Below are 25,079 nucleotides of genomic sequence, written 5' to 3'. Positions count from 1 at the left end.
GCTTGCGGCTACAGGCTAGAGTCCCAACTCCGACAGCCCCGGATGATCGTCCGGACGCCGTCCCAACGGCCAATGGAACTTGCGCTCGCTGTCCTTGATCGGCATGTCGTTGATGCAGGCAAAACGGTTGGCCATCAGGCCGTGCTGGTCAAATTCCCAGTTTTCGTTGCCGTAGGAACGGAACCAGTTACCCGAGTCGTCGTGCCACTCATAGGCATAGCGCACCGCGATACGGTTATCGCTGAACGCCCACAATTCCTTGATCAACCGGTAATCCAACTCCTTGGCCCATTTGCGGCTGAGGAAGTCTTTGGCTTGTTCGCGGTTGTAGGCGAATTCAGCGCGGTTACGCCACTTGGTGTCCAGGGTGTAGGCCAGGGACACCCGATGCGGGTCGCGGGAGTTCCAGCCGTCTTCGGCCAGGCGGACTTTTTCGATGGCCGACTCGCGGGTAAACGGCGGCAGAGGTGGGCGGGTTTCTGCAGGGGATGACATTGGGCGGCTCCTTAAAACAATAAGGGTTGATCGAAAGTTGCGATGCCTGTGGGTTTAAAGTCCCAATAGCGTTCGTGCCATGGATTGCGCCGTATCCGCCGCGATTGCATCGCCCGTCACCAGGGCCACGGTAATGGCGCCATCGATCAGGATCAGCAGTTGCGCGGCCTGCCGTTGCGGCTCGGGCGTGCCATGGGCTTGACACAGTTCGAGCAGGTACTCGAAGAGTTTGTGTTTATGCGCCTTCGCCAGCAGGCGTACCGGGGCTTGCGGGTCGCCGGTTTCGCCGCTGGTGTTGATGAATGCGCAGCCGCGAAAGTCCGCCGAACCGAACCAGGCCTTGAGCGCGTCGAACACTGCGAGCAGGCGCTCGCCGCTGTCTTCACGGCGTTCCACCTCGGCCCGCAGCCAGTGCATCCAGCGCGCGTCGCGACGTTGCAGGGCCGCGATCACCAGTTCGTCCTTATTGGCGAAATAGCGGTAGATGCTCTTTCGGGAGACACCGGCGGTTTTCACCAGGAAGTCCATGCCAGTGGCGGCGATGCCGTGGCGATAGATCAGCTTCTCGGTGACGTCGAGGATAATGTTGCGGGTAATATCGTTCATGTGCCATACAGTAGAACGATCGTTCTTCTTTCGCAACAAGGTTTTTCACTGACTGGCCACGAGACCTGAGCACCCCCATGGTGTAAGCTCTGGGCCTCTTCGGATTCGACCCATTGCGAGCCTTATGCCGTCGTTCTTCAAACGTTCCCTGTTGCCCAAACTGCGCAGTTTCCCACTCTCCACCGAGGCGATTGAGGTGCTGTCCGGCGCCGCGGCGTTTCGTCGTTGCCTGCTGGAGAAAATTTCCCAGGCCACCCAACGCATCTATATCGTCGCGCTGTACTTGCAGCAGGACGAGGCGGGGCAGGAGATCTACGACGCCTTGCACGCCGCCAAGGCCGCACGCCCGGAGCTGGACATCGTGGTGCTGGTCGATTGGCTGCGCGCCCAGCGCGGGCTGATCGGCGCCGGTAAACAGCCGGGCAACAGCGCCTGGTACCAGGCCATGACCCAAAGCCATGCCACCGAGGTGCCGGTCTACGGCGTGCCGGTGCAGACCCGCGAACTGTTCGGCGTGTTGCACCTCAAGGGCTTTGTGATCGACGACAGCGTGCTGTACAGCGGCGCCAGCCTGAACAACGTGTATTTGCACAAATTCGACAAGTACCGTTTCGACCGTTACCACCTGATCCACAGCGCACCGCTGGCGGATTCGATGCAACACCTGGTGGAGCACGGGCTGATGGCATCCAAGGCCGTGCATCGCCTCGACTTGCCCAACCCGCCGACGACCCGCAGCCTGCGCAACGATATCGGCGACCTGCGCAGCCGACTCAAGCACGCGGCCTACGACACCACCAGCGGCCAGTTGCCCAACGGCCACCTGTCTGTCAGCCCCTTGCTCGGTGTCGGTAAGAACAACCCCCTGAGCCGGGTGATCCTCGAACTGATCGCCAGCGCCCAGCATCAACTGACCATTTGCACGCCATACTTCAACCTGCCGCTGCCGGTGACCCGGGAAATCAACCGCGCCCTGGCGCGCGGGGTGAAGATCGACATCATCGTCGGCGACAAGACCGCCAACGACTTCTACATTTCGCCCAGCGAGCCGTTCAAGGTGATCGCGGCCTTGCCGTACCTCTATGAAATCAGCCTGCGCCGCTTTGCCAAGCGCCATCAGCCGATGATCGACAGCGGCCAATTGAACCTGCACCTGTGGCGCGACGGCGACAACACCTACCACCTCAAAGGCATGTGGGTCGACCAGCGTTATACGTTGCTGACCGGCAACAACCTCAACCCACGCGCGTTCCGCCTTGACCTGGAAAACGCCTTGCTGATCGATGACCCCAAGAGCGAGTGGCTGGAACCCCGGCGCACCGAGCTGGCGCAGATTTTCCAGCACACCACGCGCATCGAAGGTTATCAGCAACTGCAGACCCTGGTGGATTACCCGCAGGCAGTCGGCAAGTTCCTGCGCCGCGTCAGCCGCGTGCGGATCGAGCGGTTGTTGTATCGCATTCTGTAACACGGGCATCGCGCAACGAACTCTCTTGCTGCCTTCAAAGCCTTGAGAGTTCGCCTACACGCAGCGCTGGCCCAGGCGGGTATGTTTTCTCTCGACAGTTCTTAAGGACAAGAACTCTTGCCATTCACTGGTAGAGAGGAACTAGAAATGTCGCCCGTCTCCCCAATCCTTCATGCCCGTTCGCCAATTCCGCTGGCGCTGAGCGCCGCGCCGGCGCCGATTGGCAGCATCATCCCCGAAACCGTTGTGCGCTACCGGCGCGCGGCGCCATCCGATCTACCGGCCAGCGCGGCGCCGCCATGGACCTTGCAGCCAGCGCCGGCCACGTCGGCGGAGGCCGATCATCAGTTACACACGGCGTTGAGCACCTCGGCCCTGCGTCAGTTAGCGGACTCGAGCGTCCAGATTCCCCATGGCGCCACGATTCGTCCAGGCTTCGAGGCGCTGCGCAGTGCCTTCAATACCGCCGAGATGCGGGCCTGGGTCGCCAGCAAAGGGATGGCCCTGGATACCGTCGTGGTCAAACCCGACTCGGTCAGCGGTTGGGTCGTCGACAGTGGGGTAGCGACACAAAAGACCTTCACCTTGAACGACACCTCGGGATGGTGGCAGGTCAGCGCCAGGCTGCGCGCCGCCGCTGCCGCCCTGGATGTGGCCGGCAACGGGCTTGCGTATGTGCATCCCGAGAGCGAAGGCTTGTCTCGCAACGCGGTGTTGCAGGGGTATGGTATTCCCCCGCCGCACACCGCCGACGAACTGCAGACTGTGCGCCAGGCACTCTCGACGGCGGATTGGTCTGCCTTGTCGCCGGAGGTCAAGGGGCGCCTGGAGCAGCGCAACCTGAGGGCTAGAAAAGTCATCGACGTGATGGACGAGCGCGTGCATCTGGCGGGCACCTTGAGTGAGCGCGTGCGGCACCTCTCCGATGAAGACGAGGTGTTGCTGGCCGACGTGCAAACGCCGATCAGCCGCAGCTCGTCGCTGGCGATTGACGGCGCCGAGCAGGCAGCGGTCAGCGAGGTGCTGGCGTCCCATGGGTTGTCGGTGCCGAAGACGGCGCGGGAGGTGCGCAATATCCTGCGCTGGCTCGACGCTGCGCTGCCGCCAGCGCCGGCGCTGGGGGGCTATGCACAGTTGATCGCGCGTCAGTGGGCCCCTGGCGTCTTGTCCGACGCCGACAAACGCTTCGTGGCGGAGTTGAGCGATGACGATACTCCTGGCAACAAGCCTGCGGTGAACCTGCTGCGTGTCCTGGATATCCGCGGGGTGCTTGCTCTCAACAGCGCAGGCACCTTGCGCGCCGACGCTGAGCGCTTCCTTGAGCAGGTCCTGAACAGCCCCGTGGTGTTGAACTGGGGCAGGGCCGTGGCGCGTAATCGCCAGTTCCAGGGCGCGTCCGGCAGCGATCAACTCTCGACGCTCGAAGCCAAGCAGTGGGTGCTGGCGGCCATCATGCTGCAAATCGATCCCGACGCCCCGGGACGCCCCGGGACCATTGCCGGTTATGACATCTACCAACCTGCCAACAATGGGCGGACGCTGGCCTCGGTACGCACGGATATCGAAACGCACCTGTGGAAAAAAACCTCACTGGACCCCAAGGTCGCGCCCCTGTTGGCCCACCTGTTTCTGGCCGCTGCCGCCCCTGAGTTTCTGATTCGGGATGTTCCTTCCACGCTGCGCATGGGGTCTGCGGAATGGGCGGATCTGCGCCTGGGCGTGACCTTTGCCGAACGTCAAGGCGGCGCGGGCAGCTCGCGGGCGATGAGTTACCCGGAAATCATGGCGCTTGCCCGGCTGGATGCACGCACTGCCGACGAGGCGGCAGTGCTGGATAACCACGGCGTCGACGTGCTGCTGGACTGGGGCTTGATGCAAGGGGTTTACGCCAAGACCGCCGACGGTCGCTATACACCGCAGCACTACCAGCAGGCCAGTGAAGCCTTTCAGGCCCAGCGCGAGCAACTCCTGCAGGCCCTGATGGCGTTCAAGACGCCGCTGCCGACACGCCGGGACCAGGCGGTCGCGAACCTGCAGAAGGTGTTCCCGGAACTCAGCGGGCCCCAGTTGCAAGCGTTGCAGGTCTACGTTGCGGACCCGGACGAGCGCCGCAACATGAAGGTCTCGGAACCCAAGATCCGTTCGCTGATCGAGACCTATATGACCGGCGACCTGGTCAGGGACCGCTGGATGCTGCTGGAGGCTGACACTCCCGGCGCCACTGGCGCTGCAAGAACGCCCTTTTCAAACGCACGCCCAAGTCGCACCGAACAAGCCGCCATCGTCAAAAACGTGCGCGCCCTGAATGCCAGGATCAACCGTTTGCCCGGCCTGCCGGGGCAAGTGGTGAGCGAAGTCGACGGCTACCTGGCGAGCCTCAAGCAAGGCTTGGGCATTACCACCAAGCGCATGATCGCCAACTTGCCCCTGGCTGATCGCCAGGCCCTGGAGTATGGCGCCGTCGAGCTGTTTACCCTGCGCGAACAGATCGACGGGGTGCCCACGCTGGACCAGACATCCGCGCAAGTCGAAGCGCGACGAGGGCGCAAAGGCACGCTGATCCGCTGTGACTACAACGGGGAGATCAGCTACTTTGAAGTGTTCCCGGCCAAGATGATGATCGTTAAGCGCACGGACTTACCCGAGCAACTGGTGCTGGGCGGCACCCTCGAAGAGACGCAGCGCACCTACGGACGTTGGGCGCCCTCGACGGTCCTGTTGCAGAACGGCGCAGTGGAGCCGTTCGACTTCACCGCCTACACCTCCGATGCCTTGCCGCGATCGGACGTTTCGTCCGCCGGCATCATTATCGATAAGCTCGGTGATACCTTGCCGGCCGCTCCCGCGGCTGCGGATGGCCGCGTGAGCGCGGCGGTGCCCAACAGCTTTGCATCGCCCCGCAGCCAAGCGATTGTCGACCGGATCATGCAGGGCAATTTCATTCATCACCGCGACAGTGTGCTCAAGTACGCCCAAGGCCAATTACCCCTTGAGCAACAACGAGAAGTGTCGCAACGCAACGACAGTATTTTGCTGAGCATGATTCCGTTTGTCGGGGCCATCGTGGACCTGGCCAAGGGCAATATCATCGAGGGTACGCGGGGCTTGTTGATCGATACGGCCGGTGCGTTTCTAGGTGGCGCGGGAACGGCGGTGCGCTCGTTGGTCAAATCCACCAAGGTCGTCGCGCCTTTTGGCGCCAAGGCATTCCGCGTGCTGGAAAAGGGCGTGAGCGTGGTCAGCGCGTTTTTGAATCCGGTAGATGGCGCTGCCGATCTGTTGGTCAACAGTGCCAAAGGCGTGCTCGCCTTGCCTCGCGCGTTGAACAGCGCGCCCAACGTGTCGGCGTTCGCGAACATGCTCGCGGCGCAGGAAAAGTTGCGCACATTCTTCGGCGTACACGCGGCAATAGATCGCGCGGTGGCAACGCACAATGGGCACCATCAAGGCGTGCCCGTTCGAGCGGTGCAAATGGGCGCGCATTGGTATGCGGCCAATCCTGAAAGCGGCTTGCCGGTCGGTACGCCGTTGGAAGGGTACCGACCGTTGAGCGAGACCTAGAGGGCTCAGTTCAAACCCAGTTTGCCGCGCAGGGTCGACAGGTCTTCAGCCAGGGTATTGACCGGGCCCACCAAGGCTTTGCGGTCGTTTTCCTTGACCTTGTCGTAGGTCTGGAAACCGCCGTCCGCCGTCTTGTACTTGGCCAGGATCGTGTCCACGCTGGCGAAGTTCTTGTCGACCTTGGCCAGGAAGGCAGTGTCCTGTTTCTCGATCTGGCCGCGGAACAGGTCGACGATTTTCTTCGCGCCGTCGATGTTGCCCTGGAAGTCATACAGGTCGGTGTGGCTGTAGCGGTCTTCCTCGCCGGAGATCTTGGTGGCGGCGACTTCTTCGAGCAGGGCTGCGGCGCCGCCCACGACTTTTTCCGGCGGGAAGGTCAGGCCGGCCACGCGCGTCTGCAGGTCCTTGACGTTGTTGTTCAGGCCGTCGGCCAAGGCGTCGAGGCCGTGGGTGGTGTTTTCGGCGAACAGGCTGTACTCGATACGGTGAAAGCCGGTGAAGTCGTCGGCCTTCACGCCTTTTTCGTGGTCGTCGACCCGCGAGTCGATGGCCGCGTCGAGGTCGCTGAACAGCTCGGCAATCGGTTCGATGGCCTCATAATGCACGCGGGTCGGCGCATACAGCTGCTTGGCGGTGGCCAGGTCGCCTTTTTTCACTGCGTCGGTGAACGCCTGGGTCTGGGTCGCCAGCTCAGCGATTTGTTCGGTGACGTAGATCTTGTAGTCCGACACCGGGCCTACCAGGTCCAGCGGCGCCGTGGCGGCGAAGGCCGCCAGGGGCGAGAGGGTGATTAACAGCGACAGCGCGAGAGTCGACTTGTTCATGGGACGGTTTCCGCTTTAAGTGTTGGCAGGAGGTTGAACGTGCGTTGCAGCAAGTAGCGTGCGCCCGATGAAATCCTTCGGTCCCGTTGCCCCCGGCAAGGTGAAGAAATACCCGCCGCCGACTGGCTTGAGGTACTCCTCCAGGGGCTCGCCGTTGAGCCGGGTTTGTACGCTGATAAAACCTTTTTCCAGGTCAGCCTGGTAGCAGATGAACAGCAGCCCCATGTCTAACTGACCGTTTTTGTTGACGCCGTTGGAGTAGTTGAATGGCCGGCGCAGGATCAGGTTGGCCTGGGTCTGCGGGGTGCGCGGGTTGGCCAGGCGGATATGGGCATCGAGCTTGGTCAGCTTGCCTTGCGGGTCTTTGCTGTAATCGGGCACTTGGGCTTCGTGCTGGCCACCCATGGGCGCGCCGGTGGGCTTGATGCGGCCGATGATGCTTTCCTGTTCCTGCAGCGGCGTGCGGTCCCAACGCTCGACAAAATTGCGAATGATCCGCACTGCCTGGTAGCTGCCATTGGCCGCCCAGGCCGGTTCGTCACTGCCGGGCTGCACCCAGACCACTTGGTCCATGGTCTTGGCATCGTTGGAATTCGGGTTGGCCGAACCGTCACGAAAGCCCAGGAAGTTGCGCGCACTCTGCGCAGGCTCGCCGGGGCGGGCGGGCGCCTGTGGCGGCACGCTGCCTTCCTGCTTCCAGCGCACCAGCAGCAGGTCGGGCAGGTTCTTCACGATGTCGCGCAGGGCGTGGATATTGGTATCCGGAGTGTTGGAGCAAAATTGCAGGCTCAGGTCGCCGTGGCACTGCGCCGCTTCCAACGCATCGTTGGGGAAACCGACCATGCGGATCAGGCGCTTGGGTTTGGCTGCGCTGAGGCCGAAACGCTCATCGAACAGCGATTCGCCGACCGATACGGTGATGGTCAGGTTATCCGGCGTAACCACCGGGCCGAGGATGCCCGAATCGGTGGGCGGCAGTTTCGGGTCGACCTGCGGCACGCTGCCGCCGGTCATCAGGAAGCTGATGCGCTCGTTGAGGGTGCGGAACAGCCGCTCCAAGTCGTCGCGATCAGCAGCCAGGACATCGAAGGCCACCAGCATGCCGCAGGCCGGGCGCGGGGTGACGATGCCGCTTTGGTGCTTGCCGAAAAAATCGTGGTGGTCCTGGGTCTTGTCGCTGCGCGGGGCGGTGGTCACTTGCTCGGCGGCAGCAGCCATGGCCGGGCAGCTCAAGGTGCTGCCGGCAAGCGCGGCACCGGTGGCGGCCATGCCCAGCAGGACGCGACGGCGTTGAAGGTCTAACGGTGGTAAATCACTCATGTATGCGGTCGTCTTCACTGTAGGCCGGAGAGGCCAAGGGCGGGGTCGATTCCATCGAGTGCGGCGGCCAGTACCTTGGCCTTGTCGGCGATCTGCTTGCGCTGATCGGCGGTAACACGGTCGTAGCGGCTGAACTGGCCGTCGACTTTCAAACCATCGAGCGCCGTCTCGAACGCGGCGAGGGCCGTGTCGATGTTCGGCAACAGGTCGGCGGCGGACTTGCTCAGCAGTGGACGCATCAGGTCCACCACCTTGCGCGCGGCATCCAGGTTGGCGGCGAAACCGTTCAGGTCGATATGGCTGTAGCGCTCCTCTTCGCCACTGACGGCGCGCACGTCGGCCAGGCTATTGAGGTTGCGCACCACGATGCTCACCAGTTGTTCCGGTGGCAGCGACTGCGCCAGCAACTGTTGTTTGAGGGTGCCGACGTCGCTCACCAGGCGCTGCGCCAGCGGGGCCAGGCCATCGAGGCTGCGTTGCTGGAACAGGCCGTATTCGAGGCGGTGGAAGCCGCTGAAGGCTGGGTCCTGCTCGCGTTTTTCGAAATAATCGGCGCGGGCGTTGATCGCGTTGTCCAGTTGCGCCAGGCGTTGCGACGCCGCGGCGAGACGCTGATAAGCCTCGCGGGCCGGCACATACAGCGCCTGAGCCTGGGCCAGGTCACCGGCGTCGATCGCTTGTTGCAAGGCGGTCGTGGCCTTGATCAGAGCGCTGGCCTGGCTGCTCAGGTACACACGGAATTCCGACAACGGTCCGATAAACGCCACCATCGACGGCTTGGCCTTGGCTTGGGCGTCGGATGCCGCCGTCGGCGTTACGTGCAAGGTGCCGCGCGGGTTGCTTAACAGGCCGCAGGTAATTGCATAGTCGCCGGGCAACAGATTGGCATTGATCACCTGGCTCAGGCCCGGCGCGATATTTTCGCGTTCTTCGACCACCAGCACGCCGTCGAGGATCTCCCATTCCACCGCGCGGTCGGAGCGGTTGATGATGCGAAAACTCGCGCGCCCGGCCGCAACGGTCAGTGCGTTGGGTTCGCAGGCGTGGCCGTGAATGGTCACGACGGTTTCATCTTGGTGGGTCTGGCGCTTGGTCGCTGCCAGCTGCGAGGCATAGTAGAACAGGCCGCCGGCGGCGATCATCACGACCGCCGAGCCGGCCACCGCCCAGCGCAGGGCGCGTGGCGGCGAGGCCGGTTGAGGAGTTGGGTTGGACAAGGGACGGTCCTTACGGGTGAGAAACGGAAGAGGGCGCGGCGACCGGCTTGGCGGGTGCCGCGGGCAGGAAGAACATCGCCAGGGCCACCACCAGGTAGATCAGGTAGGCCCCCAGCGTGCTGACGGTCGGCGCATCCTGATAGCCGAACATCCCGGCGAGTACCGAGCCCACCGGGCCATCCATCGGCAACGTCGCGCTGACATCGAACAGCACGCTTTGCAGGTGGTTCCACACGCCGGCTTCATGCAGGGCCTGCACGGAGTTGGCGAGGATGCCGGCGGCCACCACCAGGATGAACAGGCCAGTCCAGCGGAAAAACGCGCCGAGGTTCAGGCGCATGCTGCCGCTGTAAATCAGGAACCCGACGATGATCGCCAGCACCAGCCCGAGCAGGGCACCCAGCGGTGCGCCGGGGCCTTCACTCTGCTGGAACACCGCCAACAGGAAAAACACGGTTTCCAGGCCTTCACGGGCCACGGCGAAAAACACCATCAGGATCAGTGCGGTGACTTGGTGGCGCGAGCCGGCCAGGGCATGGTCGAGGGATTGGTGCAGTGAATGTTTGATCGAGCGTGCAACCTTGCGCATCCAGAACACCATGGAACTGAGAATGCCCACGGCGACCAGGCCGACCACGCCTTCGAACAATTCCTGCTGCTTTTGCGGAAATTCGGCACTCATCAGTTCCAGGCCACCACCGACCAGCAAGGCCAGGGCCGCGGCGAGGAAGACACCGACCCACACGGCGGGCATCCACTGGCCACGGCCGGTCTGTTGCAGGTAACTGGCGATGATGCCAACGATCAATGCGGCTTCAATGCCTTCGCGCAACATGATGAGAAAGGGAACAAGCATTCGACACCGCAGGGAAACTGGATAGGAAGCTAAGTTGTAACATAATGATACTCATTGCCAAACAAGAAACATTGACCTTTGCTGAACGGCGGCTGAACGGTGGTGGCAAAGCTCAAGCGCCCTTATGATGCACCCCACCTTTTGTGCCGTTGGATTGCCCCACACCCATGTCGGAAAAAGACACCATCTCCATCCACCTTGTGCGCGAAGCCCTGTTGCAGAGCTGCGCGTCGGAGGCAGCGAGCGTTGAGGCCTTGAGCAAGGCGGGCATTGCTCCCGAGCTGCTGTTGCAGCCTGGTGCACGTGTCTCGGCCACGACCTACGCTCGGTTGTGGCGCCTGCTGGCGCGGCGCCTGGACGATGAGTTTTTTGGCATGGACCCGCGCCCGCTCAAGTCCGGCAGCCTGGCGTTTCTGTGCCGCGTGGCCATGGCTCAACCGACGGTGGCGGCCGGGCTGGAAACCGGCTTAGCGTTCCTGTCATTGATGTTCGAGCATTTGCCTGCCCAACTGGTGCGCCAGCAAAGCCTGGCGGAAATCGTGCTGCTCGAAACCGAGCCCGAGCCGCGCCGGGCGTTCAGCTATTTCACTTATTGGATGATCGTCCACGGCGTCGCCTGTTGGCTCGCGGGGCGGCGTATACCGATCCTGGCCATCGAACTGCGCTGCCCACAACCGGATTTTTGTGACGATTACCGGGTGATGTTCTCCGACAACCTGCGTTTCGACCGGCCGCGCACGCGCATGATCTTCTCCGCCGATTGCCTCGACCTACCGATCAAGCGCAGCGCCGAAGAACTCAAGCGTTTCCTTGGCCACGCACCGGCCAATATCCTGGTCAAATACCGCGACCCCGACAGCCTGGCCACGCGCATCAAGCACGACCTGCGCCAGATGCCGCCCGAGACCTGGCCGGAAACCGACGGCCTGGCCGCCAACCTGTGCATCTCCGCCTCGACCCTGCGCCGCCGCTTGGCGGAAGAGGGGCAAACGTATCAGGGGCTCAAGGACAGCGTGCGCAAAGAGTTGGCGATTGTCTGGCTGGCCGAACCGCAGATCAGCTTTGCCGAAATTGCCACGCGATTGGGATTTGCCGATGCCAGTTCGTTCTACAAGGCGTTTCGTAAATGGGTCGGGTCGAATCCGGGGCATTATCGTAGTTTGATTTTGAACGAGACAAATCGCCTGTGATGGAGTGGGTGTACGGGATAAAGAGCCAAACTCAGGCACGCTCCTCTATCGAGAGATCACTGCGGGAAGAATTAACAAAAAATGCCCGTGCATTGATTGCATGATTGGCAGCGAACATGCCTTGAACATATTCGGGGATGCCTTGTGACCGCTTCACGTTGGGATGGCTTTCAAGAAACGAAAGGTAATCGTCCAGCTTTCGTTAAATAAGGCGATTGCATTGTATTTTACGTCTGTTTCAGCTTGCTGGCCGTTGGCATCAAAAGCACCCAGACCAGATATGAACATATGAAACGCCTCGCCATCAATTACGTCGTTTTCATAAAACCGTCTGCCGACTTTTTTAGTTCGTTGGTGGTGATCGATGTCATGTCGTAGTCTTTCAAAAATGCTTTCAGATCATCAATCGACTCTTGTTTTCGAAGCTTCAAGGTGTCCGAAGCTTTTGATTCTTCCGTTATCGTGAATGTATTGATAACCTGTTTCGGGTTCTTTATCTGGAACGTGTTAGACGCTTTGGTGTACCTCATTTGTTCCGCAGTCAATAAAACGGCCATAGTGAAATCCTCCATTAGTCGAAACGTACACTTTTATATCGGGCCACTCTTGTACCTACTTTAAAAAAGGGCCGTGACCGAATGGGCCGTGGGGCAAAGAATTGGCTGGAGGCGACCAATCCAAGGAGATTTTTACATCACAAGACGCTGATGGCCTTCGTGCCCGTTGCATTACTGTGGTCATGTTATTTAACGAAAACAGTCTGTTGGAATAGATGCGAGGAAGTGTCTGACAGCGATTAGCTTGAGAGGGGTAGTCCATTTCCCAAATTGATCTACCGCGTGCAAATCCACCGGCTAAATCCGCGACAACGCTTGAGCCGTTAATTAGATTACGACGCCATCTTCATTCAATCAGGAATGCATGCATGGCAAGCAACAGGCTCACATCAACCGGTTCCCTTCGCCCACTGCGGCTGAGAGGTTTTTAATGTCTCAGCCCTACGCGTTTATCAATGATTGGCAACAAACCTCAGTTGAACTCAAGGCAAGATTGCGCTTGAACCAGCACGCCGAAGCCAAGTTCGACAGGCTCAATACCCATATTCGAAACGTTGTGGTGCTGCCGGGGCAGTTGGTCATCATCGGTGATGACTCCACGGCGTTGTGCAAGCCGGAAGAGCATCTGCTGATGCAATCCGCCTGGCGTATCCGCCATAGCGTGATGGCCGAAGGGGGAGATGCCTTTGCCCTGCAAAACTACGATTTGTTGCAGAAACTGCTCGGCTACACGTCGCTCGGTATCGGCTCGGCGGGAGATGCGTGGAATCGCCACTTGAAGGCGATCGTCAAAACCCTGGAAGAAATCGATGCCCTGCATAAACAGGCGTTGCGCCGAGGCGGTGGCGTAGCGCGGGATGAGTTTTTGGCGCGTCGCCAAACGCTGTTCGCCAAACTGGAGGCACAACTGCGCGGGTTCGCCCGTTACGGCACGGGTTTGCGTAATGAAGGCTCGATCAAGAAAATGCTCGGTATTTCCACCAAGAGTTATTTGCATACTGGAGAGATCAGCCGGTATGCCGAGAGGATTTCGCGGATTTCCAGGGTGGCGAAAGTGCTCAAGGCAGGGACGCCGTTGGGGATTGCTTTGAGCGCTGCGTCCACTGGGCTGGAGATCAAGGAAGCCTGTTCCACGGGGAGGGAGGAGCAGTGTACGAAGGCTAAGTATGTGGAGGTGGGGAAGTTCACGATGGGGGTTGGAGGAGGCGCTCTAGGAGGTTATATAGGATCAAGTTTGTGTCTTGCCGTATTGATACCAACAACCGGTCCAGGCTCACTGGCTTGTCTATTAATCGGTGGCGCGGCTGGGGGGGGTGTAGGAGGTGCGATTGGTAGCAGAGGTGGGGAAATGGTGGGTGAAAAACTCTATGAATATTGACAACTTCCTAAATCCGCTCATCATTTTTTGGATTGAATTAGCCTTGTGTGTTTCGGTCGTCGTTGTCGTACTCATAGGTGTTTTCCTGGCCTATCGACGGCTGGAATATATGGAGCGGCTTTTGAATAAATGCAGTCTCGTCGTATTTCACTCCCGGTTTTGGGACAACTCTGCGCGAGGAAGAATGATGCGGCTGTCTGCAATTACAGTGGCAGTACTACAGCCAAAGAGGAATTTGAAGCGCGGCGTTATTGACTGGCAGCAAGTTCAGGAATTTCCTCGTGGCCTTAAAAACCTGTTCAGGGGAATGCTCTTCGTTGGTGTGGTTTTCTTTGTCTTTGGTACCTATTTTTGGCTTTGCAAATAGTGTTAGGTATTGACTATTTCTTAAATTCTCGCGTTATGTTTTGGTTTCTGGTGGCGTTAATACTCTCTATCAATATCGTTGTACTAATAGGCGTTTTTCTGGCCTGCCGACGTCTCGACTACATGGAGCGCCTTCTGAACAAATGCAGTCTCGTTACCTTCCACTCTCAGTTTTGGGGCAACTCGCCGCGAGGAAGAATGATGCGGTTATCTGCGGTTGCAGTAGCCGTATTACTGCCAACATGGAATCTGAAGCGCGGTGTCATTGACTGGCAGCAAGTCCAGGAGTTTCCTCGCAGCCTGAAAAACTTGTTTCGTGGTATCTATTTCGTCATCGTCGTTGTCTTTATGTGCGGCGTCGTTTTTTGGCTGCGTAAATGAAATAGTGCTCAGTAGGAGGATTCGTCTTAAGTTGCCGATCCAAAAAAGCCGTGGTCGAATGGGGTACGGGAATTGGCAGCAGAGGTGGGGAAATGGTGGGTGAAAAACTCTATGAATATTGATGATCTACTAAGTCCTCATATCATTTTCTGGTTTGAAATAGCGTTGTGTATTTCACTCGGCGTTGCCTTACTGATCTATGCTTTTCTGGCCTATCGGCGTTTGGAATACATGGAGCGCCTTCTGAATAAATGCAGTTTCGTTGTGTTTCACGCCCAGTTTTGGGACAACTCACCGCGAGGGAGAATGATGCGATTCGGTGCGGTCGCAGTAGCAGTATTGCTGCCAAAACGGAACTTGAAACGCGGTGTCATTGACTGGCAGCAAGTCCAGGAGTTTCCTCGCAGCCTGAAAAACTTGTTTCGTGGTATCTATTTCGTCATCGTCGTTGTCTTTATGTACGGCATCATTTTTTGGCTGCCTAAATGAATTAGTGTTCAGTAGGAATGTTTTTCTTAAGTTGCTGAGCCAAAAAAGCCCCGTGATCGAATGGAGTACGGGGTAAAAAACTGGCTGGATGCGACCAACCAAAGAGACTCTTTACATTATCTGGTACTAGTGACGTTTCGCGTCATTTGCGTTGCCGCAGTCATATTGGTTAAGGATGGTCTGAAGTAGCCATGTATTTCCCCGGCATACCACCTAGCGCAACTTTTAAACTCGCCAAATGATCAAAAAACAATCAATTCGACGAGTATTTCTTACGTTTTCGCCACCCGGACCCCACTCCGGTGGCCATTTCCCGCATTACAGGCGCACCTCTCCTGCATTCGTCAGTAAATGTCGGCGCGCCATCCACAGGTTCGACAGAGCGAACAGTGTCACCAGTTGCGCCGTGTTTTTGGCCAAGCCGCGAAAGCGCACCTTGGTGTAACCGAACTGGCGCTTGATTACCCGGAACGGATGCTCGACCTTGGCGCGCACCTGAGCCTTGGCCTTTTCAATCTTGCGCTTGGCTTTGTACAGCACGCTGCGCTTATCGAGTTTTTTGTAGGTGCTGCGGCGTGCCGCCACCTGCCAGATAACTTCACGTCCTTCATGCTCGGGCCGCTTTTCGACACCGGTGTAGCCTGCATCGGCGCAGACCACGTTTTCGTCGCCATGCAGCAATTTGTCCACCTGGGTGACATCCGCCACATTGGCCGCCGTGCCCACTACGCTGTGCACCAGACCCGATTCGTCATCGGCGCCGATGTGGGCCTTCATGCCAAAATAATACTGGTTTCCCTTCTTGGTCTGGTGCATTTCCGGGTCGCGCTTGCCGTCCTTGTTCTTGGTCGAACTGGGCGCATTGATCAGCGTTGCATCGACGATGGTGCCCTGGCGCAGCGACAGGCCGCGGTCGCCCAGATAGCCATTGATGACAGCGAGGATGCCGGCCGCCAGCTCGTGTTTCTCCAGCAAGCGGCGGAAGTTGAGAATGGTGGTTTCGTCGGGGATGCGCTCCAGGTTCAGCCCGGCAAACTGGCGCAGGATCGTGGTTTCGTACAGCGCTTCCTCCATCGCTGGATCGCTGTAGCCGAACCAGTTCTGCAGCAGATGCACACGCAGCATCGCCATCAACGGGTAGGCCGGACGGCCACCTTCACCTTTCGGATAATGTGGCTCGATCAAAGCAATCAAGCCCTTCCACGGCACCACCCGATCCATCTCGATCAGGAACAACTCCTTGCGGGTTTGCTTGCGCTTGCCAGCGTACTCGGCGTCGGCGAAGGTCATCTGCTTCATCGGGAAACTCGGTGGGTGGGGTCGCGGTATTTTGCCAAATCAGAAAGTCTTTTTCAGAGTTTCCTTAACGAAATTATTCCATTGGAATAGCTATTAGGAAGTGTCTGACAGCTATTGGTAGACGAGGAGAAGTCCATTTCCCAAGTTGATCGACGATGCGCGAATTCACCGGCTAAATCCGCGACAGCGCTTGAGCCGTTAATTAGATTACGACGCCATCTTCATTCAATCAGGAATGCACGTATGGCAAGCAATACGCCCACATCAACCGGCTCCCTTCGCCCACTGCGGCTGAGAGGTTTTTAATGTCTCAGCCCTATGCGTTCATTAATGATTGGCAACAAACCTCCGTTGAACTCAAGGCAAGATTGCGCTTGAGCCAGCACGCCGAAGCCAAGTTCGACAGGCTCAATACCCATATTCGAAACGTTGTGGTGCTGCCGGGGCAGTTGGTCATCATCGGTGATGACTCCACGGCGTTGTGCAAGCCGGAAGAGCATCTGCTGATGCAATCCGCCTGGCGTATCCGCCATAGCGTGATGGCCGAAGGGGGAGATGCCTTTGCCCTGCAAAACTACGATTTGTTGCAGAAACTGCTCGGCTACACGTCGCTCGGTATCGGCACGGCGGGAGATGCGTGGAATCACCACTTGAAGGCGATCGTCAAAACCCTGGAAGAAATCGATGCCCTGCATAAACAGGCGTTGCGCCGAGGCGGTGGCGCAGCGCGGGAGGAGTTTTTGGCGCGTCGCCAAACCCTGTTCAAAAAACTGGAAGCACAACTGCGCGGGTTTGCCCGTTACGGCACGGGTTTGCGTAATGAAGGCTCGATCAAGAAAATGCTCGGTATTTCCACCAAGAGTTATTTGCATACCGGGGAGATCAGTCGATATGCCGAGAGGATTGCGCGGATTTCCAGGGTGGCGAAAGTGCTCAAGGCAGGGACGCCGTTGGGGATTGCTTTGAGCGCTGCGTCCACTGGGCTGGAGATCAAGGAAGCCTGTTCCACGGGGAGGGAGGAGCAGTGCAGGCAGGCGAAATATGTGGAAGTGAGCAAGCTAGGAGGAGGGGTTCTGGGGGGGATGGCAGGTGGGTCTATGGCGGCAGCTTTATGTTTCACCGTACTACTCCCTACAACTGGGCCGGGATCATTGAGTTGCCTGTTAATCGCAGGTGGGACCTTGGGCGCGGTTGGGGGCAGTCTTGGAAGCGAGTTGGGTGAGTACGCAGGGGAGAAAATTTATGAATATTGACTACTGGCTCAATCTTCCTCTTAAGTTCTGGTTTAGTGTGAGCGTTCTGTTTGTAGTCCTTAGCATCAATGTAGTTGGCATTTTCCTGATGTATCGACGATTGGATGAAATGGAGGATCGTTTAAATAAATGCAGCCTTGTCACTTCTAACAAACAGTTCTGGGGCGATTCGATACGAGGAAGAATGATTCGGCTGTGTGCCGTCACCTCAGCGGTTGTTATGCCGTGGTGGAACATAAAGCGCGGTACTGTGGATCGGCAGCAAGTTCAGGATTTTCCTCGCGGTCTCAAGCGCTTGCTTCAGGGAAAGATCCTTGGGGAAGTACTTTTTATGACGTCTGCCATATCCAACATATTTTATAAATGGCTAACACGCTGATCAGCGACACAAAAAAAGCCCCATGACCAAACGGACCACGGGGCTAAAAATTGGCTGGATGCGACCAACCAAAGGAACTCTTTACATCATTTGGCACTGGCGGGGGGAACCGCAGGCGCTGTAAGGGGCAGTTATGGGAGTTAGCTCGGCAAGTAAGTAGGAGAGAAACTATATGAGTATTGATTGTTTTATTTATCATCCGCTGAAGCTCTGGTTTGATTTGACTCTGTTTTTTTTTTTGGTCTTCATCGCCTTTGTGGTTTTGATATACCTGGCTTATCGAAGACTCGACGAAATGGAATATCTTCTAAACAAATGCAGTCTTATCACACCCAATCAACGTGTTTGGGGTAATTCGATTCGAGGAAGAATGATTCGACTATCTGCCGTCACCGCAGCGGTTGTTCTACCAAAGTGGAACGTAAAACGAGGTGCAGTGGATTGGCAGCAGGTACAAGCCTTTCCTCGTAACCTCAAGCGATTGCTTCAGGGAACCCTGCTTGTTGGAGTGCTTTTTCTAATGAGCGCCACCGCTGACATCTTGTATAAGTGGCTACATCAGTAACTGCGACACAAAAAAAAGCCCCATGACCAAACAGACCACGGGGCTAAAAATTGGCTGGATGCGACCAACCAAAGGAGCTCTTTACATCACTTGGCCGTAGCGACCACCGTATCCGGCTGCCAACCGCCACCCAGCGCCTTGTAGATCGCAACAATCCCGCGATACAGATCAACCTCGGCCTGGGCCTGGGAGTCTTCGGCAGCGAGGCGTTCGCGTTGTGCGTCGAGCAGCACGAGGAAGTCCACGGTGCCTTCGCGGTAGCGGATCGCGGCGAGGTCGGCGGCGGCGCGGCTGGATTCGCTTTGGCGGATCAGCGAGACCAGGCGTTGCTGACGCTTGCCGTAGTCGCTGAAGGCGTTCTCGGATTCTTCCAACGCCAGCAACACTTGCTGCTCGTAGTTGGCCAGGGCGCCATCGGCCTCGGCATCGGCGCCGCGCAGGCGCGCGCGCACGCTGCCCAGGTCAAACGCGGCCCAGGTGATGCTCGGGCCGAGGGCCCAGGCATTCGCCGCGGATGAACCGATCTGCGAACCGCGCCCGGCGGTGAAGCCGAGGAAGCCGCTGAGGCTGACCCGTGGGAACAGGTCGGCCTTGGCCACGCCGATGCGCGCGGTGGCGGATGCCAGTTTGCGTTCGGCACTCAGAATGTCCGGGCGCCGTTGCAGCAGTTGCCCTGGATCGCCGATCGGCAGCGCCTTGGCAATCGCCGGCAAGTCTTTCGGGCTCAGGTCCACGCTCAGCTTGTCGGGGCGCTGGCCGAGGAGGGTGGCGATGCGGTTGCGCTCGCGCACTTGTTCGGCCTGCAGTTGCGGCACGCTGGCTTCCACCGCCGCGAGGCGCGCGTCGGCACGTTCCACGTCGAGTTGGTCGCCCACACCGGCATCGCGCAGGCTGACGGTGATGGTGCGTGACTCCTGCTGGTTCTTCAGGTTGTCCAGGGCGATGCGTTCACGCAGTTGCGCGCCGCGTAGTTGACCGTAGGCGTCCACCAGTTCGGCAATCAGCGTGACTTGCAGCTGGTACAAGTCGGCTTCGGCCGCTTGCTGGTCGGCGTCGGTGGCTTCCAGGTTGCGCTGGATGCGGCCGAACAGGTCCAACTCCCAGGCCATGTCCAGGCCCAGGTCATAACGCTCGCTGTTGACGCGCTTGGTGGTCTGGCCAGGGATTTGCCCCTTGGCCAGGTCACTGCTGGCGCGGCTGGTGATGGTCGGCATCGCGTCGTTGCTGGCGTCATCGCGGATCGCCCGTGCGGCCCGCAGGCGGGCAAACGCCACACGCAGGTCGCGGTTACCGCTCAGCGACTGGGTCACCAACTGGTTCAGAGTCGGGTCGTCGAACTGCTGCCACCAGATGCCTTCGAATTTCCCGTGGTCGTATTTTTTGGCATCGGCGGCAGCCGTGATATTGGCCGCCTCCGGGGTCTGGGTTGTGTAGTCCGGGCCCACGGCACAGGCGCTCAGCGCCAGGACCAGCAAGCTCGGCAGAAAGACTTTCACACTCATTGCTGTGTCTCCAGCTTCAAGGCCTTGGCCGCTTTGCGCGCGTCTTGGCGCTCCACATAGCGACGGATCAGTACGTAGAACACTGGTGTCAGCAACAGCCCGAAGAAGGTCACGCCGATCATCCCGGAGAACACCGCCACGCCCATGGCATGCCGCATCTCGGCACCGGCACCGCTGGACAGCACCAGGGGCACCACACCCATGATGAAGGCGAACGAGGTCATCAGGATCGGCCGCAGCCGCAGACGGCAGGCTTCCAGCACCGCGGCGAGCGGGTCGAGGCCTTCCTGCTGTTTATCCTTGGCGAACTCGACGATCAGAATCGCGTTCTTACAGGCCAGGCCCACCAGCACGATCAGGCCGATCTGGGTGAAGATGTTGTTGTCGCCGCCCGAGATGATCACCCCGGTGATGGCCGACAGCAGCGTCATCGGTACGATCAGGATCACCGCCAACGGCAGGCTCCAGCTTTCGTATTGGGCGGCCAGTACCAGGAACGCCAGCAGCACACAGAGCGGGAACACGAACAGCGCGGTGTTGCCCGAGAGGATTTGCTGATACGTCAGGTCGGTCCACTCGTAGGTCATGCCGTTGGGCAGTTCATCCTTCAGCAGTTTTTCAATCGCGGCCTGGGCCTGGCCGGAGCTGTAGCCCGGTGCAGCGTTGCCGTTGATTTCCGCGGTGATGAAGCCGTTGTAGTGCATTACGCGGTCCGGGCCAGAAGTGTCGCTGACCTTGATGAAGGTCGCCAGCGGGATCATCTCGCCTTTGTTGTTGCGCACTTTCAACTGGCCGATCTGGTCTTCATCCAGGCGGAACTGCTGTTCAGCCTGCACGTTGACCTGGTAGGTGCGGCCGAAGCGGTTGAAGTCGTTGGCATACAACGAACCCAGGTAGATCTGCAGGGTGTCGAAGATGTCGCTGATCGCCACGCCGTGGGTCTTGGCCTTTTCGCGGTCGATGGCGGCATCGACCTGGGGCACGTTGACCGTGTAGCTGGTGAACAGGCCGAACAGCTCCGGCGTGGTGCGGCTCTTGGTGATGACGTTCTGCACTTCTTTGTACAGCTCTTCGTAACCCAGGTTGCCACGGTCTTCGATCTGCAGGCGGAACCCGCCGATGGTGCCCAGGCCCTGTACCGGCGGCGGTGGGAAGATCGCCATGTAGGCTTCCTGGATGTCGCTGTACTTGCCGTTCAGCGCACCGGCAATCGCACCGGCGGACATGCTCGGGTCTTTACGCTCGTCGAACGGTTTGAGGGTCACGAACACGATGCCGCTGTTCGGGCTGTTGGTGAACCCGTTGATCGACAGGCCCGGGAAGGCCACGGCGCTTTCCACGCCCGGCTGTTTCAGGGCGATGTCGGACATGCGCTTGATCACGTCTTCGGTGCGGTCCAGGCTCGCGGCGTCCGGCAATTGGGCGAAAGCCACCAGGTACTGCTTGTCCTGAGCCGGTACGAAACCGGTCGGGGTGTGGGCAAACCCGAACCACGTCAGCACCATCAGGCCGGCGTACAGGAACAGCGCGATGCCGCTGCCGCGGATCACCCGGCGCACGGTGCCGACGTAGCCATGGCTGGCTTTTTCGAAGAAGCGGTTGAACGGCCGGAACAACCAGCCCCCCAACAGCTTGTCGAGTATCTTGGAGAAACGATCCTTCGGCGCGTCATGGCTGCGCAGCAACACGGCAGCCAGGGCAGGGGACAAGGTCAGCGAGTTGAAGGCCGAGATCACCGTCGAAATCGCAATGGTCAAGGCGAACTGCTTGTAGAACTGCCCGGTCAAGCCGCTGATGAAGGCGGCGGGAATGAACACGGCGCACAGCACCAGTGCCGTGGCGATGATCGGCCCGGTCACTTCGCTCATGGCCTTTTCAGTCGCCTGGAACGGTTCCAGTCCCAGCTCGATGTTGCGCTCGACGTTCTCCACCACCACGATGGCGTCATCCACCACGATGCCGATGGCGAGTACCAGGCCGAACAAGGACAGCGCGTTGAGCGAGAAGCCGAACAGGTGCATCACCGCAAACGTACCGATCAGCGAGACCGGCACCGCCACCAACGGAATGATCGAGGCGCGCCAGGTCTGCAGGAACAGGATCACCACCAGCACCACGAGGATCAGCGCTTCGAACAGGGTATGCACCACCGCCTCGATGGAGCCGCGCACGAAGATGGTCGGGTCGTAGACGATGCTGAAGTCCATGCCTTCGGGGAAGCTCTTCTTCAGCTCCGCCATTTTGTCGCGCACTTCGTTGGAGATCTGGATCGCGTTCGAACCCGGGCGCTGGAAGATCGGGATCGCCACGGCCGGCTGGTTGTTGAGCAACGAACGCAGGGCGTATTGGCTCGAACCCAGCTCGACCCGCGCGATGTCTTTGAGGCGCGTGATTTCACCGTTATCGCCGGCGCGAATGATGATGTTCTCGAACTCTTCTTCCGTGACCAGGCGGCCCTGGGTGTTCACCGACAACTGGAAGCTGGTGGCATTCGGTGCAGGCGGCGCACCCAGCGCACCGGCGGCCACTTGACGGTTCTGCTCGCGAATCGCGGTCACCACATCGGTGGCGGTCAGGTTGCGCGAAGCGGTCTTGTTCGGGTCCAGCCAGACGCGCAGGGAGTAGTCGCCCATGCCGAACAGCTGCACATCACCCACGCCGCCCAGGCGCGCCAACTCGTCCTTGATGTTGAGCAAGGCGTAGTTGGACAGGTAAAGCATGTCGTAACGCTGATCCGGGGAGGTCAAATGCACCACCATGGTCAGGTCGGGGGAGGCCTTGTCCACGGTGATACCGATGCGCGTCACTTCCTCGGGCAGCTTGGGTTGCGTGCGCGTCACACGGTTTTGCACCTGCACCTGCGCGTTGTCCAGGTCGGTGCCCAGGGCGAAGGTGATGGTCAGGGTCAGTTTGCCGTCGGCGGTCGACTGCGAGGACATGTACAGCATGTTCTCGACGCCGGTGATCGCCTGTTCCAGCGGCGCGGCGACGGTTTCGCCGATGACTTTGGGGTTGGCGCCAGGGAAGTTGGCACGCACCACCACGGTCGGCGGCACCACTTCCGGGTATTCGCTGATCGGCAGTTGGAACAGCGAGATCGCGCCAGCGATCAGGATCAACAGCGAGAGCACCGCTGCGAAGATCGGCCGCGAAATGAAGAACTTGGAAAAATTCATCTTGAGTCGTATCCCTTAACCGCGTGGAGTCGCGACGGCTGCGAGCTTGGGCGCGGTTTTTTCCGGCGCCACTTGCTCCAGGTTGCTGGCTTCAAGCGCTTGTCGTTGTTGGGCCAAGGCGGCGAGGGTTTCCTTGCTGGCCATCGGGATGGTTTCCGGGGCGACCGGCGCGCCCGGGCGCACACGCTGCAGGCCCTTGACGATAATGGTGTCGTCCTTGTTCAGGCCGCTGCGCACGATGCGCAAACCTTCGATCTTCGGCCCCAGTTCCACCGAGCGGTAGGCTGGCTTGTCGCCTTCCATCACCAGCACGAACTTCTTGCCCAGGTCGGTGCCAACCGCTTCATCGTTGATCAGCACGGCGGAGTAAGTGCCGCTGCCGACCAGTTTCAGGCGGGCGTACAAGCCAGGGGTGAATTCGCCTTTGCTGTTGTCGAATACCGCGCGGCCACGGATGGTGCCGGTGGCCGGGTTGACCTGGTTGTCGACGAAGTTCATCTGGCCCAGGTGCGGGTTGCCGGTTTCATTCGACAGGCCCAGGTACACCGGGGTGGTCGCGCCACGGCGACCCTGGCGGGCGAGTTCGGTGTACTTGAGGTACACGCGCTCATCGGCGTCGAAGTAGGCGTAGACCTTGTCGGTGGAGACCACGCTGGTCAGCGCGGTGACGTCGGCGGTGACCAGGTTGCCAGCGGTGATCTCGGCACGGCTGACACGGCCGCTGATCGGCGCGATGACGCGGGTGAAGCTCAGGTTCAGCTTGGCCAGGTCCAACTGTGCCTGGATGCCGGCGACAGCGGCGCGGGCTTCCTGGGCGGCGGTGGTGCGCGAGTCGGCCAGTTCGGCGGAGATCGCGTTGCTCTGACGCAGGCGTTCGCCCCGTTGCGCTTCGTTATCGCTGCGGGTGGCGGCGGCTTTGGTCTGTTGCAACTGGGCTTCGAGGCGGCGCACCTCGGCCTGGAACGGGCGTGGGTCGATCTGGAACAGCAGGTCGCCTTTCTTCACGAGGGCGCCTTCGGTGAAGGCCACCTGATCGATCTGGCCGGACACCCGTGGACGGATCTGCACGGTTTCCGGTGCTTCCAGGCGTCCGGTGAATTCGTCCCACTCGTTGACCGGTTGCTCAAGCACCTTGGCCACGCTGATTTTTGCAGGAGGCATGGCGGCCGCTTGTTCCGGGGTTTTGCCGCACGCGCTCATCACCGCCACGGCCAGAATCGCCAGGGGCAAGCGTAAGTGTTTGAGTGTCTGTTCCATGAGGTGTATCCGCCAATGTATTTGAGATGGGCGGATCATGCGCGGGGAGCTGCTTGGTCACGAATCGAATGAAGCAAAGATAACTATCATTCGGAATGATATAAGCGCGGAGTGAGCCCTCTAGTCTGCGGGTTTCATTAGGCAGCTATCAATATGCTTGATGACAAAGGCATGTTGCGCGCGCTGCAAGGAACGCCGCAATGCCTACCTGGCACTGTCGCTCGCCAGCTGCGCAACGATGCGTTCTATCAACATTCTCACCCGTCTGGGCTGAATGCGCGTGGGCGGGTAGACGATGTTCAGCGCTGTGCGGCCCAGGTCGTAATCCTCGAGCACCTCGACCAAGCGGCCGGCGTCGAGGTCGGCACGCACGTCCCACACCGATTTCAAGCAAATCCCGTGGCCGGCCAGGCACCATTGGCGGACCAGCGCGCCGTCGTTCGCCACGCGGCGGCCACGCACCATGATCCGGTGGGTCTGCCCGTGCTGCGTGAACGCCCACTCCCGCGAAATATTGACGCCGAAGCGCATCACCAGGCACTCGTGCGCGGCGAGGTCCTCGGGGTGTTGCGGGGTGCCGTGGCGCGCCAGGTACAGCGGTGATGCACACACCACTCGGCGGTTTTCGCCAATCAGACGGGCATGCAGGGTGCTGTCGGCCAGCGCGCCGAAGCGCACGGCGAAGTCGATCCCCTGGCCGACGGGGTCGACATAGCCATCGCTGAGGTTCAGGTCGATGCTGACCTGCGGGTGCTCCTGCATGAACTGCGCGAGGATCGGCTCGATGTATTGGCGACCGAAGTCTTGCGGGGCGCTGAGGCGGATCGGCCCGCAAAGGGTGTCGGCGCCCAGGCGAATGCTGGTGTGCAACTCGTCGGCGTCTGCCAACAGGCGATGCGCGCCATCTTAAAAGCCCGCTTAGCCTGCGCGAACACGAGAC

The 25,079-nt window shown here is 59.6% G+C and carries 23 protein-coding genes; 10 read left to right on the top strand and 13 right to left on the bottom strand.

Annotated features, from left to right (window positions below; all coding sequences use genetic code 11):
- Positions 1–15: 15 nt before the first annotated feature.
- Complete coding sequence (locus tag MOQ67_RS17675) at positions 16–495, bottom strand: nuclear transport factor 2 family protein (protein ID WP_046383231.1); 480 nt, start codon at positions 493–495, stop codon at positions 16–18.
- 54 nt (positions 496–549) lie between these two features.
- A complete protein-coding gene (locus tag MOQ67_RS17670) occupies positions 550–1,101 on the bottom strand; it encodes a TetR/AcrR family transcriptional regulator (protein WP_104903088.1) in 552 nt (183 codons plus the stop codon).
- 124 nt (positions 1,102–1,225) lie between these two features.
- Between MOQ67_RS17670 and pssA the strand changes: the two genes are divergently transcribed.
- Together pssA and MOQ67_RS17660 are read left to right on the top strand one after the other, a co-directional pair.
- Positions 1,226–2,569, top strand: coding sequence for a CDP-diacylglycerol--serine O-phosphatidyltransferase (gene pssA, locus MOQ67_RS17665; RefSeq protein WP_046486476.1), 1,344 nt, complete (start codon positions 1,226–1,228; stop codon positions 2,567–2,569).
- Between the two features lie 147 nt (positions 2,570–2,716).
- The gene (locus MOQ67_RS17660; protein ID WP_198717705.1) at positions 2,717–6,130 is read left to right on the top strand and encodes a hypothetical protein; all 3,414 of its coding nucleotides are present in this window, start codon (positions 2,717–2,719) and stop codon (positions 6,128–6,130) included.
- Positions 6,131–6,135: 5 nt separating this feature from the next.
- On the opposite strand, the gene efeO (MOQ67_RS17655) is transcribed toward MOQ67_RS17660, so the two are convergent.
- Genes efeO (MOQ67_RS17655) through efeU form a run of 4 tightly spaced genes read right to left on the bottom strand, consistent with a single transcriptional unit; the run spans position 6,136 to position 10,347 of the window.
- Positions 6,136–6,954 (bottom strand): iron uptake system protein EfeO, encoded by an 819-nt coding sequence (gene efeO / locus MOQ67_RS17655; RefSeq protein WP_017847273.1) that lies wholly within the window; start codon positions 6,952–6,954, stop codon positions 6,136–6,138.
- A gap of 15 nt (positions 6,955–6,969) precedes the next feature.
- Entirely contained in the window at positions 6,970–8,274 is a 1,305-nt protein-coding gene (efeB, locus tag MOQ67_RS17650; protein ID WP_046385265.1) for an iron uptake transporter deferrochelatase/peroxidase subunit, read from the bottom strand.
- Positions 8,275–8,288: 14 nt separating this feature from the next.
- Positions 8,289–9,491: an iron uptake system protein EfeO gene (gene efeO, locus MOQ67_RS17645; RefSeq protein ID WP_017847275.1), complete on the bottom strand. Its 1,203-nt coding sequence runs from the start codon at positions 9,489–9,491 to the stop codon at positions 8,289–8,291.
- Between the two features lie 10 nt (positions 9,492–9,501).
- Positions 9,502–10,347 carry an iron uptake transporter permease EfeU gene (gene efeU, locus MOQ67_RS17640; protein ID WP_017847276.1) on the bottom strand — a complete coding sequence of 282 codons (846 nt, stop codon included), beginning with the start codon at positions 10,345–10,347 and terminating at the stop codon, positions 9,502–9,504.
- Positions 10,348–10,514: 167 nt separating this feature from the next.
- On the opposite strand from efeU, the gene MOQ67_RS17635 reads away from it, so the two are divergent.
- Complete coding sequence (locus MOQ67_RS17635) at positions 10,515–11,537, top strand: AraC family transcriptional regulator (RefSeq protein ID WP_046486474.1); 1,023 nt, start codon at positions 10,515–10,517, stop codon at positions 11,535–11,537.
- 153 nt (positions 11,538–11,690) lie between these two features.
- Here MOQ67_RS17635 and MOQ67_RS17630 read toward each other — a convergent pair whose 3' ends face one another.
- Together MOQ67_RS17630 and MOQ67_RS17625 are read right to left on the bottom strand one after the other, a co-directional pair.
- On the bottom strand, positions 11,691–11,825 hold the full coding sequence (locus MOQ67_RS17630) for a hypothetical protein (RefSeq protein WP_448675535.1): 135 nt from the start codon (positions 11,823–11,825) through the stop codon (positions 11,691–11,693).
- A gap of 20 nt (positions 11,826–11,845) precedes the next feature.
- The gene (locus tag MOQ67_RS17625; RefSeq protein WP_232925648.1) at positions 11,846–12,094 is read right to left on the bottom strand and encodes a hypothetical protein; all 249 of its coding nucleotides are present in this window, start codon (positions 12,092–12,094) and stop codon (positions 11,846–11,848) included.
- A gap of 430 nt (positions 12,095–12,524) precedes the next feature.
- Here MOQ67_RS17625 and MOQ67_RS17620 point away from each other — a divergent pair, with 430 nt between their 5' ends.
- The 4 genes from MOQ67_RS17620 to MOQ67_RS17605 all read left to right on the top strand — a co-directional run bounded on the left by MOQ67_RS17620 (position 12,525) and on the right by MOQ67_RS17605 (position 14,708).
- Positions 12,525–13,472 (top strand): hypothetical protein, encoded by a 948-nt coding sequence (locus MOQ67_RS17620; RefSeq protein WP_448675534.1) that lies wholly within the window; start codon positions 12,525–12,527, stop codon positions 13,470–13,472.
- Positions 13,462–13,839 (top strand): hypothetical protein, encoded by a 378-nt coding sequence (locus MOQ67_RS17615; protein WP_193040856.1) that lies wholly within the window; start codon positions 13,462–13,464, stop codon positions 13,837–13,839. The genes MOQ67_RS17620 and MOQ67_RS17615 overlap by 11 nt, the downstream gene beginning before the upstream one ends.
- Entirely contained in the window at positions 13,824–14,219 is a 396-nt protein-coding gene (locus tag MOQ67_RS17610; RefSeq protein WP_226927663.1) for a hypothetical protein, read from the top strand. Before MOQ67_RS17615 ends, MOQ67_RS17610 begins: the two co-directional genes overlap by 16 nt.
- 111 nt (positions 14,220–14,330) lie before the next feature.
- Positions 14,331–14,708, top strand: coding sequence for a hypothetical protein (locus MOQ67_RS17605; protein WP_193069336.1), 378 nt, complete (start codon positions 14,331–14,333; stop codon positions 14,706–14,708).
- Between the two features lie 318 nt (positions 14,709–15,026).
- On the opposite strand, the gene MOQ67_RS17600 is transcribed toward MOQ67_RS17605, so the two are convergent.
- Entirely contained in the window at positions 15,027–16,007 is a 981-nt protein-coding gene (locus MOQ67_RS17600; RefSeq protein ID WP_010466230.1) for an IS5-like element IS1384 family transposase, read from the bottom strand.
- A gap of 305 nt (positions 16,008–16,312) precedes the next feature.
- On the opposite strand from MOQ67_RS17600, the gene MOQ67_RS17595 reads away from it, so the two are divergent.
- From MOQ67_RS17595 to MOQ67_RS17585, 3 genes are all read left to right on the top strand, one after another.
- Positions 16,313–17,260, top strand: coding sequence for a hypothetical protein (locus MOQ67_RS17595; RefSeq protein ID WP_104903095.1), 948 nt, complete (start codon positions 16,313–16,315; stop codon positions 17,258–17,260).
- A complete protein-coding gene (locus tag MOQ67_RS17590; RefSeq protein WP_017847280.1) occupies positions 17,250–17,639 on the top strand; it encodes a hypothetical protein in 390 nt (129 codons plus the stop codon). Before MOQ67_RS17595 ends, MOQ67_RS17590 begins: the two co-directional genes overlap by 11 nt.
- Positions 17,640–17,811: 172 nt before the next feature.
- Entirely contained in the window at positions 17,812–18,204 is a 393-nt protein-coding gene (locus MOQ67_RS17585; protein WP_448675533.1) for a hypothetical protein, read from the top strand.
- Between the two features lie 86 nt (positions 18,205–18,290).
- On the opposite strand, the gene MOQ67_RS17580 is transcribed toward MOQ67_RS17585, so the two are convergent.
- The 4 genes from MOQ67_RS17580 to MOQ67_RS17565 all read right to left on the bottom strand — a co-directional run bounded on the left by MOQ67_RS17580 (position 18,291) and on the right by MOQ67_RS17565 (position 25,027).
- Positions 18,291–19,706 carry an efflux transporter outer membrane subunit gene (locus MOQ67_RS17580; RefSeq protein ID WP_017847282.1) on the bottom strand — a complete coding sequence of 472 codons (1,416 nt, stop codon included), beginning with the start codon at positions 19,704–19,706 and terminating at the stop codon, positions 18,291–18,293.
- Positions 19,703–22,882 (bottom strand): efflux RND transporter permease subunit, encoded by a 3,180-nt coding sequence (locus MOQ67_RS17575; protein WP_046486472.1) that lies wholly within the window; start codon positions 22,880–22,882, stop codon positions 19,703–19,705. Before MOQ67_RS17575 ends, MOQ67_RS17580 begins: the two co-directional genes overlap by 4 nt.
- 15 nt (positions 22,883–22,897) lie before the next feature.
- The gene (gene mexE / locus MOQ67_RS17570) at positions 22,898–24,139 is read right to left on the bottom strand and encodes a multidrug efflux RND transporter periplasmic adaptor subunit MexE (protein ID WP_017847284.1); all 1,242 of its coding nucleotides are present in this window, start codon (positions 24,137–24,139) and stop codon (positions 22,898–22,900) included.
- Between the two features lie 204 nt (positions 24,140–24,343).
- Positions 24,344–25,027 carry a substrate binding domain-containing protein gene (locus MOQ67_RS17565; protein WP_232925680.1) on the bottom strand — a complete coding sequence of 228 codons (684 nt, stop codon included), beginning with the start codon at positions 25,025–25,027 and terminating at the stop codon, positions 24,344–24,346.
- Between the last annotated feature and the right edge of the window lie 52 nt (positions 25,028–25,079).

This window comes from Pseudomonas sp. LY-1 (assembly GCF_053502595.1).
This window is presented reverse-complemented; position numbering and strand designations above follow the sequence as displayed.